12 protein-coding genes are annotated in these 14,361 nt (G+C 73.5%); 5 read left to right on the top strand and 7 right to left on the bottom strand.

What is annotated here, in order from left to right; all coding sequences use genetic code 11:
* The first annotated feature begins 90 nt into the window (after positions 1-90).
* Positions 91-924: a helix-turn-helix transcriptional regulator gene (locus tag ACFY04_RS28515; protein ID WP_389120937.1), complete on the top strand. Its 834-nt coding sequence runs from the start codon at positions 91-93 to the stop codon at positions 922-924.
* A 149-nt stretch (positions 925-1,073) separates the two neighbouring features.
* On the opposite strand, the gene ACFY04_RS28510 is transcribed toward ACFY04_RS28515, so the two are convergent.
* From ACFY04_RS28510 to ACFY04_RS28500, 3 genes are read right to left on the bottom strand one after another with little or no spacing between them, the layout of a single operon-like run.
* Entirely contained in the window at positions 1,074-2,147 is a 1,074-nt protein-coding gene (locus ACFY04_RS28510) for a hypothetical protein (protein ID WP_389120935.1), read from the bottom strand.
* Complete coding sequence (locus ACFY04_RS28505; protein WP_389120932.1) at positions 2,147-2,800, bottom strand: NAD(P)-binding oxidoreductase; 654 nt, start codon at positions 2,798-2,800, stop codon at positions 2,147-2,149. Before ACFY04_RS28505 ends, ACFY04_RS28510 begins: the two co-directional genes overlap by 1 nt.
* A gap of 4 nt (positions 2,801-2,804) precedes the next feature.
* Complete coding sequence (locus ACFY04_RS28500; RefSeq protein ID WP_389120930.1) at positions 2,805-3,782, bottom strand: zinc-binding dehydrogenase; 978 nt, start codon at positions 3,780-3,782, stop codon at positions 2,805-2,807.
* Positions 3,783-3,889: 107 nt separating this feature from the next.
* On the opposite strand from ACFY04_RS28500, the gene ACFY04_RS28495 reads away from it, so the two are divergent.
* Positions 3,890-4,831: a LysR family transcriptional regulator gene (locus ACFY04_RS28495; protein WP_389121145.1), complete on the top strand. Its 942-nt coding sequence runs from the start codon at positions 3,890-3,892 to the stop codon at positions 4,829-4,831.
* A gap of 72 nt (positions 4,832-4,903) precedes the next feature.
* Here the strand turns inward: ACFY04_RS28495 and ACFY04_RS28490 are convergent, their stop codons facing one another.
* On the bottom strand, positions 4,904-5,365 hold the full coding sequence (locus tag ACFY04_RS28490; protein WP_389120927.1) for a DUF4279 domain-containing protein: 462 nt from the start codon (positions 5,363-5,365) through the stop codon (positions 4,904-4,906).
* A 195-nt stretch (positions 5,366-5,560) separates the two neighbouring features.
* A complete protein-coding gene (locus ACFY04_RS28485; RefSeq protein WP_389120925.1) occupies positions 5,561-6,034 on the bottom strand; it encodes a hypothetical protein in 474 nt (157 codons plus the stop codon).
* A 98-nt stretch (positions 6,035-6,132) separates the two neighbouring features.
* On the opposite strand from ACFY04_RS28485, the gene ACFY04_RS28480 reads away from it, so the two are divergent.
* Complete coding sequence (locus ACFY04_RS28480) at positions 6,133-6,810, top strand: dienelactone hydrolase family protein (RefSeq protein WP_389120923.1); 678 nt, start codon at positions 6,133-6,135, stop codon at positions 6,808-6,810.
* 203 nt (positions 6,811-7,013) lie between these two features.
* Positions 7,014-8,111, top strand: a complete 1,098-nt coding sequence (locus tag ACFY04_RS28475) for a MerR family DNA-binding transcriptional regulator (RefSeq protein ID WP_389121142.1) — start codon at positions 7,014-7,016, stop codon at positions 8,109-8,111.
* A gap of 300 nt (positions 8,112-8,411) precedes the next feature.
* Here ACFY04_RS28475 and ACFY04_RS28470 read toward each other — a convergent pair whose 3' ends face one another.
* A complete protein-coding gene (locus ACFY04_RS28470; RefSeq protein WP_389120920.1) occupies positions 8,412-12,188 on the bottom strand; it encodes a hypothetical protein in 3,777 nt (1,258 codons plus the stop codon).
* Between the two features lie 157 nt (positions 12,189-12,345).
* On the opposite strand from ACFY04_RS28470, the gene ACFY04_RS28465 reads away from it, so the two are divergent.
* Positions 12,346-12,804: an RICIN domain-containing protein gene (locus ACFY04_RS28465; RefSeq protein WP_389120918.1), complete on the top strand. Its 459-nt coding sequence runs from the start codon at positions 12,346-12,348 to the stop codon at positions 12,802-12,804.
* Positions 12,805-12,903: 99 nt separating this feature from the next.
* Here ACFY04_RS28465 and ACFY04_RS28460 read toward each other — a convergent pair whose 3' ends face one another.
* On the bottom strand, positions 12,904-14,334 hold the full coding sequence (locus ACFY04_RS28460; protein ID WP_389120915.1) for a TerD family protein: 1,431 nt from the start codon (positions 14,332-14,334) through the stop codon (positions 12,904-12,906).
* Between the last annotated feature and the right edge of the window lie 27 nt (positions 14,335-14,361).

The raw sequence follows: 14,361 nt of genomic DNA, 5'->3' as shown, positions 1-14,361 counted from the left end.
GTCCGGGGGCAGTCGAGAATCCGTCAATTCCCGCTGAGGATGACCAGCAGGGGCAGGCGAGGGGATCAACGCCTCGCCGAGACTGGACCCATGGAATCCTTCGCCGACCTCAGCCACTTTCTGCGCTCCCACCGTCTGCGCACGGCCCCCGAGAAGACGGGGGTGCCGACGGGCGCGGGGCCGCGGACCGCGCCCTGTCTGCTGCCCGCCGAACTGGCCCGGGCAGCGGGGCTCGACGCCGACCGCTACACCGACATCGAGGACGGCCGGGCCGGCCGCGTGTCCTTGTCCGTGCTCCACGCGCTGGCATCGGCGCTGCGCCTCGGGGCCGACGGCCGGGCCGAACTGTTCCGGCTCGGGGCCTCCCCCGGCACGTCCCGGCTGCGGGGGCTCGGCCACCTGACCCGTGCGGTGCCCATGCTGCCGGTCATCGCCTTCAACCACCGCTACGACATCACCGGCTGGAACCTGCCGGGGCAGGCGCTGCTCGCCTGGGACCTGGACTGGCCGGCCGAGCCCGTACGGCCCAACCTCGCCCGGATGCTCTTCCTCGGCAGGGCGACGCGGGCGCTGTACGGGCCCGGGCAGCGGCAGGTCGCCGGGCTCGTCGGGGCCCTGCGGCGGGCGGTGGAGCAGCATCCGGACGAGGAGCTGACCGTGCTGGTGGCCGAACTGGCCGCCGGCAGCCGGGAGTTCGCGGATCTCTGGTCCCGTCCGGCCGGGGAGCGGAGCGACGAGGACGACTGCGGAGTCCTCTTCCGCTTCGAGCATCCCGCGGTGGGCTCCATGGAGCTCTCCCGGGTGGTGCTGGAGGAGGGGGCGCAGAACGGGGAGTGGGCCGTGGTGTTCAGCCCGGAACCCGGTTCCGCGTCCGCCGCCGCGCTGGACGACCTGCTCGCCCGGGTCGCCGGCCGGTCCACCTGATGCAGCACGGCCGGCCGCCGCGGCCGCGCCCGGGTGCTCACTCAGCCGGTGCAGCCGTTCGCGGGCGGCGCGGACACGGCTCGCGGCGCCGTCCGCGCCCGGCAGCCGTCGCTCGGCAGGTGCACGCGTGTGCAAGGGGCCCGGGCCGCTCAGGCGGGCGGCTGCGGCAGCCCCGGGTAGGCGCGGCCGGCGCGCGGGGGCACGGCGAAGGTGGCCCGGCTCCGGACGTCCATGAACGCGTTGATGCCGTTGTTGCGGCGCACGCCGATCCCGCCGTGGTGGGTGGACGCGTCGGCCGCGTTCATCATCGCCCGGGTGGCGTGGAAGTCCTCCATGGTGCGCTGCAGGGACACGAAGTGGGTCCCCGGCACGCCGTGGTCCATCGTCGCGAAGTCCCTGCGGTTGATCCGCGGGCGTCCGGCGAGCCGGGCCCGCCCGGTCGCCTGGGCATGGCCGACCCGTCCGTGGGCGGCGGCCACCGCCGCCAGCTCCGTACGGTCGCTCTCCGCGTCCTCGACCAGGCCCCGCGCCTCCTTCGCGGTCATCCGGGGCGAGTACATCAGCCCGGCACGCTCGTCCTCGGGCTGTTCGTACCAGCTGTCGGTGTCGAGGACGATGTAGCTGACGTGCATGGTCGTGCCGCCGGCCAGCGGCCCCCCGGTGATCGAGACCTCCTCCTCGGTGGCCTGGTTGCGCCGCAGTCCCGAGTGGAAGCCCATCAGCAGCGGGGCCTCGGCGGGCACGCCGGCCTGCGGCCGCCGCGCGGCCGGCAGGCCCTCCCCCACGAAGCCGCTGCGGGTCTCGCGCAGCACGAGGCGCCCGCGCTGGTCCTGCGGTCCCGGCCCGAAGAGCGAGGCGGCGGCCCCGGCCACCGTCTCCTCCCGGTCGGAGGCCAGGTGCAGGCAGGCGTCGTACTCCTCCAGCACCGGGTTCTCCCAGCGGGCCATCGGAACGGGCCGCCCCACCGGGGAGCGCAGCCGCGTGTGCCGCTCGAACCAGCCCGGGCCCCAGCCCATGCACATCAGGATGCCGTCGGGCCCGTGCCCGTACCGCTCCTCCAGGGCGCTGAGCGCGGCCTCCAGGTGTCGGGCGTCCTGCGGTACGGGGGTGCCCTCGACGTCGAGCATCAGCAGCCGGTGGTGGCGGGGCGGCAGTGCGCGGCCGGCCTCGTCGGAGCGGAAGGTGTCCTCCCAGGCGTGCTGGGCGGCGGGGCGTGCGGGCATCACAGCTCCTCCTGCGGCTCGTCGCGGCGCAGGGCCGCGAACGCCGCGGTCCAGTCGGCCACGGGCGCGCCGGGTTCGTTGAACAGGCTGAAGGTCGTGGACCGGCTGGCGGGCTCTTCGATGGCCGCGACGATCGCGGCGGCCATGTCGGAGCGTGCCACCATGCCGTCCCCGTAGGGGTGCTGGCTGAGGGTCAGGGCGTGGCTGCCGGGCGGGTCGTCGGTCATCCAGGTGGGCCGCACGATGGTGTAGGGCAGGCCGCTGCCGCGCACCAGGCGTTCGGCGGCGACCCGGGCCGGGAGCAGGGTGTCGTCGATCCGGTTGAGCGGGTGGGCCGGTCCGTGGCCGACCGCGAACGAGCTGAACAGGACGAAGTGCGCGGCGGGCCGGTGGCGCCGTACCTGCTCCAGCAGCACCCGGGTGGCCCGTTCGGTGTGCACCCGGGCGTCGCCCCGCTTGGGCACGAGGACGACGGCATCGGCGCCCTCCAGTACGCCGGCCGCGTCCGTCAGCTCGCCGAGGTCTTCCGGCCGGGCCGGGTCGCCGAGGTCGCTGACGTAGCGGACCGTGTGGTCCCGTCCGGCCGCCGCCGAGGCGATGGTCTTCCCGGTGCCGGCCCGGTAGGGCGAGCCGGCGACGACGATCCGTGCCACGCCCTCACACCCCGTCGTGGACGAGCAGGGTGGCCTTGCCGGCGATCCGCCGCTCGCGCAGCGAGGTCATCACCTCGGGGAGCCGCTCCCAGGCGTCCTGGTGGCCCAGGACCGGCCGCAGCCGGCCGAGGTCGATCAGGCGGACCAGCAGCTCCAGGTCCTCGCCGACCGGTTCTCCGGACCCGAACACCCAGAAGGGGTGCAGGGTCTGGCGTGCGTGGGGCACGAAGGAGGAGATGCTCAGGCTGGCCGTGCGGCCCGAGGAGGTGCCGAGGACCACGATGTGGCCGAGGGCGGACAGTCGTTTGAGGGCCGTGACCAGTACCTCTCCGCCCACGGATTCGAGGATCACGTCGAAGTCGCCCTCGGTGTCGGCGAGGGAGGTGACCACGTGGTGCGCGCCCAGCGCCTTCAGGTCGAGGTCGCGGTGGGTGCCGGTCAGCGCCGTCACCTCGGCGCCCTCGGCGGCGGCCAGTTGCACGGCGAAGGATCCGACGCCGCCGCTCGCCCCGGTGACCAGGACGCGGCGGCCCAGCAGGGGCCCGCCGCGGCGCAGGGCGCGCAGGGCGGTCAGTCCGGCGACGCCGAGGGTGGCCGCCTCGGTGAAGGCCACCGCGTCGGGGAGGACGGCGAGGCGGTCGACGGGGACGGCCGCGTACTGGGCCCATCCGCCGAAGTCGTTCATCGCCGCGATGCGGGTCCCGGCGGCGGGGCCGCTGCCGTCGGCCGCGGCCCGTACGACGACGCCCGCCAGGTCCTGTCCGGGCCGCCAGCCCTCGGTGCGGCGCCGGAACAGGTTCAGTTCGCCGCGGTTGACGGAGAAGGCCGCGACGCTCACCAGCGCCTCGTCCGGGGCCGGTTCGGGCAGGGCGACGATGCGCAGGTCGGGGCCGTCGGGGGTGCCGATCCAGGCGCGCATCCGCTGGGGCAGGATCGGCGGCACGGGGCGCGCGGAGGCGGAAGATGTGAGGGAAGAGGTCATGCACCGACCGTAGGCAGGGCTCCGGCCGGGAGGGAAAGACCAGCTCTGTCTCGGTTCATAACTCCCGGATATGAATGGGGTGGCGCGCCTACGATGGCGGGGTGACGATGCCCGAGGCGAGACTGCTGCGCTATTTCCTGGCCGTGGCCGAGGAGGGCAGTTTCACGCGGGCGGCGGCCCGGCTGCACATCGCGCAGCCGGCGCTGAGCACGCAGATCCGCCGGCTGGAGAGCCGGCTGGGTGTGCTGCTGCTGCACCGCACCACGCGCGTGGTGCGCCTCACGGAGGCCGGCCAGGCCGTGTACCAGCGCGGTGCGGGTGCGCTCGCCGCGCTGGAGGACGTGTGGGAGGCGGCCCGCCGGGCCGGGCGCGGTGAACTGGGCCGGCTGCGGCTGGTGTACAGCACCAGTACGGGGTACGGGACGGTGCCGGGCCTGGTGGAGGCGGTGCGGGCGCGGCTGCCGGACGTCCAGGTGGCCGCCGAGGTGCTGCGGACCCCCGACATCGCGCACGCGGTGCTGGACGGGCGCGCGGATGCGGGGATCGCGCGTTCGCCGGAGGCGGTGGCGGGGGTGCGGCTGCTGCTCGTGCGGACCGAACCGCGCGGGGTGCTGCTGGCGGCCGCCCATCCGCTGGCCGGGCGGCGCGAGCTCACCTTGGCCGAGGTCGCGGCGTTCCCGCTGGTGCTGCACGAGCGGCAGGCCAACCCCGGTCACTACGACGAGGTGGTGGCCGTGTTCCAGGGGGCGGGGCTGGTACCGCGGCTGACGGAGCGTCCGATGGCCTTCGATCCCACGCAGAGCGTGCTGCGGGACGCCCGCACGGTGGGTCTGGTCGCCGCGTCGGCCGGCGACCAGCTGCCGGGGTGGCTGCGCTGGGTCCCGCTGGCTCCTGGGATCCGGCCGCTCGCCACCCATCTGGTGCTCCCGGAGACCTCGCCGTCGCCGATCGTCACGCACTTCGCGCATGCCGCGCTGGACGCGGCCCGGGAGGCGGGGTGGCTGGACGGCGGGTCCGCGGCAGCCGGTTGTCCCGGCGCAGGAGCGTGACCGGCGGCCCGGCGCGGCATGCCGGCCGCGCCCGGCACATCGGCCTGCTCCGTGCGGTACGGGTGAATGTGGTCAGCCCGTCATGTCGTACTCGTCGACATCCAGGACCGCACCGGTGGCGGCGAGGAAGTCCAGCGCGTCCCGGTCCAGGTGCCAGCCGAAGAGGCCGGGCTTCCCGGTGGGATCCGCCTGACCGGCCTTGCCGGGCTCGTCGGCGTCTCTGAAGTAGCGGACGATCTCCAGCACCGCGGCGTGGCCCGGCTCAGGCTCTTGGCTCAGTTGTCTCGCGAGTTCGGCGATGCGGTCTGTGTGAGGCCGGAGCCGGTCCAGAACGTGCGCTACCTGCTCGTCGACGCGCAGGCCCGGCTCCCGGCACACGATCTTCCAGCTGTGGCAGACCGGTATCGCGGGCCGGATGATGCGGCTTGCGCGAACCGTCGTCTCATCCGGTTCCATGCCCAGCCGCGCCGTCATCTCCTGCGCGGATGTGCGCTCGCTGGACAGGGCGAAGTAGACGTACTGGTCAAGAGGCATCTCGGGAGCGTACCTGTGCACGAACCACAACTCCCCCTGAGGAGGTTCGTCCGTCCTCAGGCCGCAGGATGGCCGACCGCCTCGGCCCTCTCCGCCTGGCGGCTCGGCGGCTGTCTGCGGGCAGGTGCCCTTGCCGGTGCCCGCAGGTGGCCCCCGGTCCGGCTGCCGTGCATGCGGCCGGGCCCGGCGGCTGACCTACGGCTGTGTTCCCCCGCGCTGTGCGGGGTGAAGAACGCAATTGATCCCGGCCAGGCTTTCGTGCAGCTCGCGAGCCCCCAGGGCGACGCGCTCGTCAGGATCCCCCGCCAGCTCCTCGCAGAGCCGCATCGCGTCGTCGCGTTCGTCGGCGTAGACGGCGAATGCGTCGTGGACCGCGGTGTGGATCCAATCGCCGTGGTTCGGGCCGGCGACTGCCAGCGCGGACGCGACGGCCGTCAGCCCGGCCTTGTCGTGGCGTCGGAGCAGGGCTTCTGCGGTCGCCCGTGTGACGAAGGTGTCCTCGCGGTCAAGTACCAGCTCCAGCAGCGGCCCGGCCGCCTCCTCCGTCTCGGCAAACCCCGCCAGACCGCGACCGGCGTCCGCCCGGTCCCGGTAGTCGCTGCTTCGCCCGAGCTCGCCGAGCGCCATGACAGCAGCACGCCGCAGGGCACTGTCCACGTGCTCACCCACCCCTCGTAGATTTCGGCCAAAGTAGCACCGGGGCCCCCACGGTCGATCGGAGGGCTTCACAGCGACCGACCGCCGCCCGGTGGGCAGCGAAAACCTGCTTGGCGGGCCTCGGCGGCGAGATCCCCGGCACCCTGTGGACGCCTGAATCCGCCGCACCGGTCCCGCTGATCCTGATGGCCCACAACAACGGCCTGCCCAAGGGGGCGGCCCGGCTGGTGGCCCGGGCCCGGCACTCGGCGGCGCACGGCTACGCGGTGGCCGCCATCGACGCCTGCGGGTGCGGTGACCGGCCCCGTTCCGCCGCCGACGAGCAGGCCCGCGCCGACCTCCGCCGGGCGGTGCAGGCCGGTGAGCCGGTCGAGGAGATCTTCGAGTCGTTCATCGGCCCGCTGGTCGAGAAGGCGGTCCCGGAATGGCGGACCGCCCTGGACGCCCTCCTTGCGCTGCCCGGGATCGGCGGCCCGGTCGGGTACTCGGGGTGGACCGCCGTCGGTATCCGCCTTGCGGTGGTCGAGCCGCGTATCGCGGCCGCCGGTTTCTTCGCCGGGGGTTACGTGCCCCGCGCCCAGCGTGAGGAGGCCCGGCAGGTCACCGTTCCGCTGCTGTTCCTGCTGCAGTGGGACGACGAAGGGAACCCCCGGCAACGGGCCCTGGACCTGTTCGACGCCTTCGGCGCGAAGGAGAAGACGCTGCACGCCAATCCGGGCGGACACACCGGCACCCCGTGGTTCGAGGTGGAGGACGGGAACAGGTTCTTCGGCCGGCACCTGAAGTGAGGCCGGGCCGTCAGGCCGACAGCAGACGGTGAGCGGTGCCGGCCAGGATGCCGTTCTCCTCGGGGACAGGCCCCGGCCGGCCCGCGGCTCTCTGCGCCGCGGGCCCTGCCGAACCGTCGGCAGGGGCACGCGACGCAAGCGGGGCTCTTGACCCTCACGTGGCGTCAGGCTGCACAGTCGGTGCCGTGGAAGATCACTGGACCGTGGGACGCGTGGCCGAGCTGGCCGGAGTGAGCGTCCGCACGCTGCATCACTATGACGAGATCGGACTCGTTCGGCCGTCGGCGCGGACCCCGGCCGGGTACCGGGCCTATGCGGCGGGCGACGTGGAGCGGCTTCGGGAGGTACTGGCCTACCGGCGGCTGGGCTTCCGGCTGCGGGAGGTGGCGGAACTGGTCGGCGACCCGGCCACCGACGCGGTCGCGCACCTGCGCCGGCTGCGGAATCTGCTGCTGGAGCGGCGTGATCGCGCCGACGCCATGATGGCGGCGATCGACAGGGAACTCCAGGCACGGGCGAAGGGACTGAAGGTGACACCGGAGGAGCAACTGGAAATGCTCGGTGCGCGGTTGTACGACGCGATCGGCGGCGCCTACACCGCGACCCGGACTACCGAGCCGCGGATCGCCGCGCAGATCTGGGACGCGCTCGGGGACGCGCGGACGGTGCTGAACGTCGGGGCCGGCACCGGCTCCTACGAGCCCGCCGACCGTGAGGTGACCGCGGTGGAGCCGTCGGCGGTCATGCGGGCGCAGCGGCCTGCCGGTTCGGCGCCGTGCGTGGCCGCCGCCGCGGAGAACCTGCCGTTCGAGGACCGCTCGTTCGACGTGGCGATGGCCGTCTCCACCGTTCACCACTGGGGGGACCCGATGGCGGGGCTGCGCGAGATGCGGCGCGTGGCCCGCCGTGTGGTGGTGCTCACGTTCGACACCGACGAGCCGGGATGGCAGGACCGGTTCTGGCTCACCCGCGACTACCTGCCCGAGTTCGCCGCCGTCCTGGCAGGGTTTCCCCCGCTCGCCGGGATGGCGGGCGCGATCGGTGCCCGCGCCGAGCCGGTGCCCGTCCCGTGGGACTGCGCCGACGGCCTGTTCGAGGCGTACTGGCGCCGGCCGGAGGCGTATCTGGAGGATCACGTGCGCCGTGCGGTGTCGGTGTGGACGAGGGTCGGGCCGGAGGCCGAGCAGCGGGCGGTGCGAAGCCTCGGCGACGACCTCGGCTCCGGCCGGTGGGCCGAGCGCAACAGCCGCCTCGCCGGCCTCGACGCGGCAGATCTCGGCCTCCGCCTGCTCGTAGCGTGAACGGCGTTGCAGCGTCGAGGACTTCGCGGCTCCCCCGCGCCCGGGGGCTGCGACCGGCGAAGAACCCGTGACCGGGACGGTGACGGACGGGGCGACACCGCAGCGGGCCGGCGCGGTGTGATGAACTGCGGTCCGTTCAGCGGAGTCCGCCAGCACGACGCGGTCGGCAGCGCCGTGGTCGAGCAGGCCGTGCCGACGTCGCGGACTTCCTGTTCTGCGCCGCGACCGGCGGCCGGTGGGTCCGCCGGCGCGTCGTCCTCACGCGCTGAGCCCCTCCGGGCGGCCGGATCTTCCCGGGCGTCAGGTGGCGGGGCAGGGCGGGGCGAAGTCGACCGCCGTGAAGTACCGGTCCCATTGGGCTCTGGTGATCCGGGGGTGGGCGCTGTCGCAGATGCGGGAGGCGACCCGGTCCAGGGCGGTGTCCCGCAGCCGGATCGTGAAGTCGTTGCCGCCGGTGGCCAGGGTGGTGCCGTCCGGGCTGAACGCCACGGCCGGTACGGGGTTCGCGTGGCCGGTGAGGACGGTGGGGGTGGCCGGCCCGCTCACGTCCCACAGGAGGGCCTTGCTGTCCGAGGCGCCGGCGGCCAGTCGGCGGCCGTCCGCGTCGAAGGTCAGCGTGTAGAGCCAGGAGCCGGCGGCCGGCAGCTGCGTCGGCTTCGCCGGGTGGTGGATGTCGTCGACGTCGATCAGCCAGATCGTCCTGTCCGTTCGGTGGAAGGCGGCCAGTCGCCGGTTGTCGGGGCTGAACACGCCGCCGGTGAGCGGGGCGGACCGGAAGGGGGAGGGCAGTTCCCGGGGGGTGCGTGGCCGGGTGATGTCCCAGAGCCGCAGTGAGCCGGACTCGCCCGTGCTGGTGACCAGCGTGTTGCCGTCCGGCCGGAACGAGGCCGTCGTGACGGGCGGTCCGTCCTCGGCGATCCGGCTCAGCGGCCGGGGGCCGGCGGGATCGGTCAGGTCCCACAGTCCGGCCGTGGCTTGTGACCAGACGGCCAGGAGGCGGCCGTCCGGGGCGAAGGCAGTGCCGGCGACTTCGCCGCCTTCGGGGGCGATGACCGATGTCAGGCGGGGCTTGCGGGGGTCGGTGACGTTCCAGACGCGGGCGGTGCCGTCCTCACTGGCGGTGACGAGGGTGCGGCCGTCCGGGCTGAACGTCACACAGCGGACGAACCTGGTGTGCCCGTGCAGGACCGACAGCGGCCACAGGGCGCGGCCGCCGGTGACCTGCCACAGGCGTGCGGTGCCGTCCCAGCTGGCGCTGGCGAGCAGGTGGCCGCCGGGTGCGAACGCCAGGGACGTGACCACGTCGTCGTGGGTCGCGAGGGAGAGGTCCCGCAGGTCCAGGAGCCGGTCGGAGTTGGCGAGGACGCGGCCGTCGGGGCTGAACGCGGCCTGGTAGAAGCCGCCCTGGACCGTGCTGGTGCGCTTCGGGTCCGCGGGGGCGGCGACGTCCCAGAACTGGGTGGAGCCGCCGACCGAGACGAGTGTGCTGCCGTCCGGGCTGAAGGCGAGCGACCAGACGATCGCGGGATGGACCGGCAGGACGGCCGGCGGCCGTGTGAGCCGGCCGCCGGTGATGTCCCAGACCCGTGCGGTGCGGTCCCAGCTCCCGGTCGCCAGGGTCTTGCCGTCCGGGCTGAAGGCGGCCGAGGTCACGGTGTCGGTGTGTCCGCGCAGGACGTCGAGGAGGAGCGGATGCGCGGGGTCGCGGGCATCCCACAGTCTGGTGGTGGTGTCGCCGGTGGTCGCCACCGTGCGGCCGTCCGGGCCGAACGTCACCGAGGTGACCGTGCCGGAGTGACCGGGCAGGGTGGCCAGCAGCCGGGGGTGGCGGGGGTCGTGCACGTTCCACAGGCGCGCCGTGCCGTCGGTGTGGCCGGTGGCGATGAGGCCGCCCGGCCCGGACGCCACCCACGACGGCGCGGACCGCTGGTCCGGCAGGGTGCTCAGTTCGGCGGGCGCATGCCGGTCCGTCACGTCCCAGAGCCGTACCGAGCGTTCGCTCGCCGTGGCCAGGATGCGGCCGCCCGCGTCGAAGGCCACCGACATCAGCCGCTCCGGCTGGGTCACGACGGCGAGCTGTACGGGGTGGCGGGCGTTCCCGGTGTCCCACAGCCGGACCGTGCGGTCCCAGCTCGCGGTGGCCAGGACCCTGCTCTTGGGGGCGAAGGAGATCGAGACCACGTCGGAGGTGTGGCTGGTGAGCCGGCTCGTGTACGGCGTCGCGAACGTGCTCATGAGCTGGTCGCGGACGTCGCCGGTGGCTGCCAGCCGGTAGGCGGCCAGGTTCAGCTGCGCGGCGAGCGCGGGGGCGTGCCGGCGTACTTCGGCCGCGTCGGCGGCGGCCTTGCGCGCGATGGCCACGTTGCGCTGGCGGACGGCGGAGTCGCGCGAGCCGACGGCCAGCCCGCCCGCGGTCGCCGCGACGACCACCAGCACGGTGAGCAGCGTGACCAGTTGCCGCAGGCGGACCGTCCGTCGCCTGACCGCCGCCATCTCGTCGGCCTGTGCTTCCCGGCTCGCGTCGAGGAAGCGCCGTTCCTTCGAGGTCAGCCGGGTGCCGTCCGCGGCGGCCAGGTCCAGCGCCGCGGCCAGGCGGGCGCCCCGGTACAGGGCGTGCGGGTCGCGGTCCTGCCTCTCCCAGCCGGCGGTCGCGTCGGTGAGCCGGCGGTGCAGGAGCAGCCGGTCGCGGTCTTCGGTGAGCCAGCCGCGCAGTCTCGGCCAGCACCGGATGATCGCCTCGTGGGTGATCTCGGCGCATTCCTGGTCGAGCGTCACGAGCCGTTTCCGGGCGAGGGATTCGAGGACGTGGACGGTGTCGGGGTTCGGGTCCAGTTCGTCCCTGGTGATCCGGCGCCTGGTGTCCTCGGTGCCGTCGCCCAGGGCGGTCAGCCGGAGGAACAGTGACCTGGCGAGGCCCTGCTGTACCGGTGACAGTGTCCCGTAGGCGGCTTCCGCGGTGTGTGCGAGTGCGTGCTGGATTCCGCCGGCGGCCACGTAGCCCTCCAGGGTCAGGCGGCTGCCGCTGCGCCGGCGCCAGGTCTCGACCATCGCGTGCGAGACCAGCGGCAGGGCGCCCGGCTGGCCGGTCGCGTCCGCGACCACGGCCGCGAGCAGCGGGCCGGTCACCGTGCAGCCGGCGAGGGCGGCCGGCCGGGTGATGGCCTCGCGCAGTTCCTGGCTGTTCATCGGGCCGACCGCGATCTGCGCGTCGCGGATCGCCTCGACCAGCCGGGGGTCCTGGACGCAGTGGCCGTAGAAGTCGGCGCGTACGCCGAGTACCACCCGGGTCCGGCTGGTCGCCGTCGTGGCGGCCGCGGTCAGCAGGGCGATGAACGCGCCGCGTTCGTCCCGGTCCGCGCAGAGGGTGAAGACCTCTTCGAACTGGTCGACGACGATCAGTGTGTCGGTGTCGGGTGTGTGGTCGAGCATGGTCTGCCGGATGCGCAGGTGCAGTGCCGCGGGGTCGTCCAGCAGCTCGGTCACCAGTGTGCCGGGGGCCTCGCCGGTCGCCGCTGCGAGGTGGATCGCGCATTCCTCCACGGGGTGCGGGCCCGGGGTGAAGAGCATCACGGGCCGGCCCGATGCCCGTGCGCGGGCGACGAGTCCTGCCCGCAGCAACGAGGATTTCCCCGATCCGGAGGGTCCGAAGACGGCCAGGAAGCGGTGGTCGCGTACCTTCGCGAGCAGTTCGCCGGTCAGCCGCTCGCGTCCGAAGAAGCGGTCGGCGTCTTCGGGCTGGAATGCCGACAGCCCGGCGTACGGGGCGTTCTGACGGCTGGTTTCCGCGGGCTCGTCGTGCTGGGTGCCGGCGGCGATCTCGGTGGCGACGGCGTGCCATCGGGTTTCCCATGCGCGGCGGTCGCCCTGGCAGGCGTCGACGTAGGCGAGTGTGACGGCAAGGCTCGGGAAGGTGTTCCCGCCTGCGGCGTCCGACAGTGTCGTGGACGAATAGTGTGCCTTTTTCGCCAGTGCCCGGTAGGGCGGGCGTCCCGCTGCCTCGCGCAGTTTCCGGAGGTCGGCCGCGAACTGTGTCAGCGGACCGGAGTCCAGGTCGAGCGGGCGTTCGGGGCGTGGCATTGCCTTCCTTCCTGCGGCTTTCCGCAGCCGTGTCGGGTGGTGTTTGTCCAGCTTTTGATGTCCGGAATCCTCGTTCCGGCGCCGGACATCGGCCGGGGGCTAGACAGGGTCCGGCGCAACCGCGCCACGGTGATGGGAAGGGGAAATCATGAGGTCCGTGCGACGACTGATGCTGCTGGCGGCGGTCACCGGGCTGCTGGCCGGTTCTGTCCTGACCGGCTCGCCCGCGTATGCCGCGGCACCGCTGCTGAAGTCCAACCTGAACGGAAGGTGCGCCGACGTCTTCATGTTCCACAACGAGAACGGTGCCTCCACCGTGACGTGGGACTGTCACGGCGGCACCAACCAGCAGTGGTACTGGGACGGTGAGCAGATCCGTTCGAGCATGAACGGGAAGTGCCTGGAGATCTACGGCCCGCATCTGGGTGAGCAGGGTTCGGTGAGCATGTGGGACTGCCACGGCGGTCTTCACCAGAGGTGGTACCGCAACGGCAGCGAGATCCGTAACCGGGTGAACGGGAAGTGCCTGGACATCCTGGCCGGCCGGCCTGACATCGGGCAGCTCCTGGTGAGCTGGAGCTGCAACGGCGCGCGGAGCCAGAGCTGGGACTTCTGAGCGCCTGCCCGGCCCGGCACCTCGCGGGCCGGGCCGGGCCGGGCAGGGCAGGGCCGGCGCCTGGGGAACAGGCGGTGCGGCATCAGCCCGGGTGGAGGCTCAGCGTCTGCCCCGCCGCAGCCAGCCCTGGGCCTTGCCTATGCCGGCCACGTGCGCCGGACCGGCACCGTTCGAGGGAGCGGCACCGTTCGGCAGGGCTCCGCCGTGCGACGGTCGGCTGTGCGGCTCCAGGTGCTTCAGCCTCGCCTTCCACGGGCCGTCCGCCATCTGCAGTTGCACGATGACCGGGCCCTCGGGCAGCGGGACGGTCTCCCGCCGCTTGCCGATCTCGTTCACGACGTTGTCGTCCCTGGGCAGGGCGGTGGGGTCGTCGTGTCCCTCCAGTTCGAAGAGGTTGACGATGAGGTTGTCCTCGCCCCGGTAGTGGAGGGCGAGATCGGCTGTTCCTCCGGTGTGCAGCAGGACGTCGGGGCCGCGGCACTCCAGCTCGTCCTCGGTCAGGCGCGTGGCCGCGGCCAGCGGCAGCACCTGGAGTTGCCAGGGGCCTTCCGCTTTCAGCTGCAGACGCAGGCGCCCGTTTTCCGGGACCTGGGCGAGCACGCGGCCACGGAAGTCCTCCTCCGTGCTGTTGACGAGGGTCTCGCCCTCCTTGTTGAACCGGGTGAGGGGCCACAGGCCCGTGTACCCGTCTCCCCGGATGCCGAGGTCGACCACGACCGGCCCCGGAGGGAGCCCGTTCACCGTGATCACGTCGTTGTCCCGGCCCGTCAGCGTGTGTGGCGGGAAGACGGCACCGAACGTCCAGTCCGCCGTGCCCGGCCGCTGCGGGGCCACGGGAGCCCCCGCGGCGGGCGCCGGGGCGGCGGCGGGCGCGAACACCGGTGCCGGGGCCGAGGGCTGGAGCGGAACCGGAACCGGAGTCTGACCCGCACTCGGCGCCGGGACCTGGAACGGAACGGGTGCCTGGAACGGAACCGGCGCCTGTCCCTGTGCCGGAGTCTGTGTCGGGGTCCGGGCCGGGGTCCGGTCCCGGGGCGCCGGGGCGTCTTCCGCCACCTCCACGCCGTGGTCCGTCACCAGGCCGGCGAGGCCGTTCGCATATCCCTGGCCCACCGCACGGAACTTCCAGCCTCCCGCCCGCCGGTAGACCTCCGCGAGCACCATCGCCGTCTCGCCGCCCGCGTCCGTCACGTCGTACCGGGCGACCGGCGTGCCGTCCGGCGCGAACGCCTCCACGGACAGCTCGTCGGCGTCCCGCAGCGGCCCGGCCTCTCTGGATCCGACCACCAGGACCCGGACGATCTGTTCTTCGAGCGCGGCGAGGCCGGTCTCCAGCCACACCGTGCCGCTCTCCTGTCCCAACAGCCGCACGGCGCCCGAAGGATGAACCGGCGCACCGTGGAACACGATGTCGCCGTCCCCCCGGACCCGCCCCTGCTCCGTGAGAAGCAGGGCTGCGACATCGACTCCGGACCGCACCGCGAACCGCAGCGGCACCGTCGGGACGAAGCTGTTGCCCCCCTTGATCATTTCCCCTCCCCAGAATGGATCATCACT

Origin of the sequence: Streptomyces sp. NPDC001549 (assembly GCF_042894025.1) — a bacterium.
GTDB lineage: Bacteria > Actinomycetota > Actinomycetes > Streptomycetales > Streptomycetaceae > Streptomyces > Streptomyces kutzneri.
Note: the sequence above shows the minus strand (reverse complement) of the source record. Positions and strands in the feature narration are given on the sequence as shown.

Excerpts from the sequence above, each read along its gene's own strand:
- ACFY04_RS28515 (WP_389120937.1), top strand. The coding sequence starts at position 91 with ATGGAATCCTTCGCCGACCTCAGCCACTTTCTGCGCTCCCACCGTCTG.
- ACFY04_RS28510 (WP_389120935.1), bottom strand. The coding sequence starts at position 2,147 with ATGCCCGCACGCCCCGCCGCCCAGCACGCCTGGGAGGACACCTTCCGC.
- ACFY04_RS28500 (WP_389120930.1), bottom strand. The coding sequence starts at position 3,782 with ATGACCTCTTCCCTCACATCTTCCGCCTCCGCGCGCCCCGTGCCGCCG.
- ACFY04_RS28495 (WP_389121145.1), top strand. The coding sequence starts at position 3,890 with ATGCCCGAGGCGAGACTGCTGCGCTATTTCCTGGCCGTGGCCGAGGAG.
- ACFY04_RS28490 (WP_389120927.1), bottom strand. The coding sequence starts at position 5,365 with ATGCCTCTTGACCAGTACGTCTACTTCGCCCTGTCCAGCGAGCGCACA.
- ACFY04_RS28470 (WP_389120920.1), bottom strand. The coding sequence starts at position 12,188 with ATGCCACGCCCCGAACGCCCGCTCGACCTGGACTCCGGTCCGCTGACA.
- ACFY04_RS28460 (WP_389120915.1), bottom strand. The coding sequence starts at position 14,334 with ATGATCAAGGGGGGCAACAGCTTCGTCCCGACGGTGCCGCTGCGGTTC.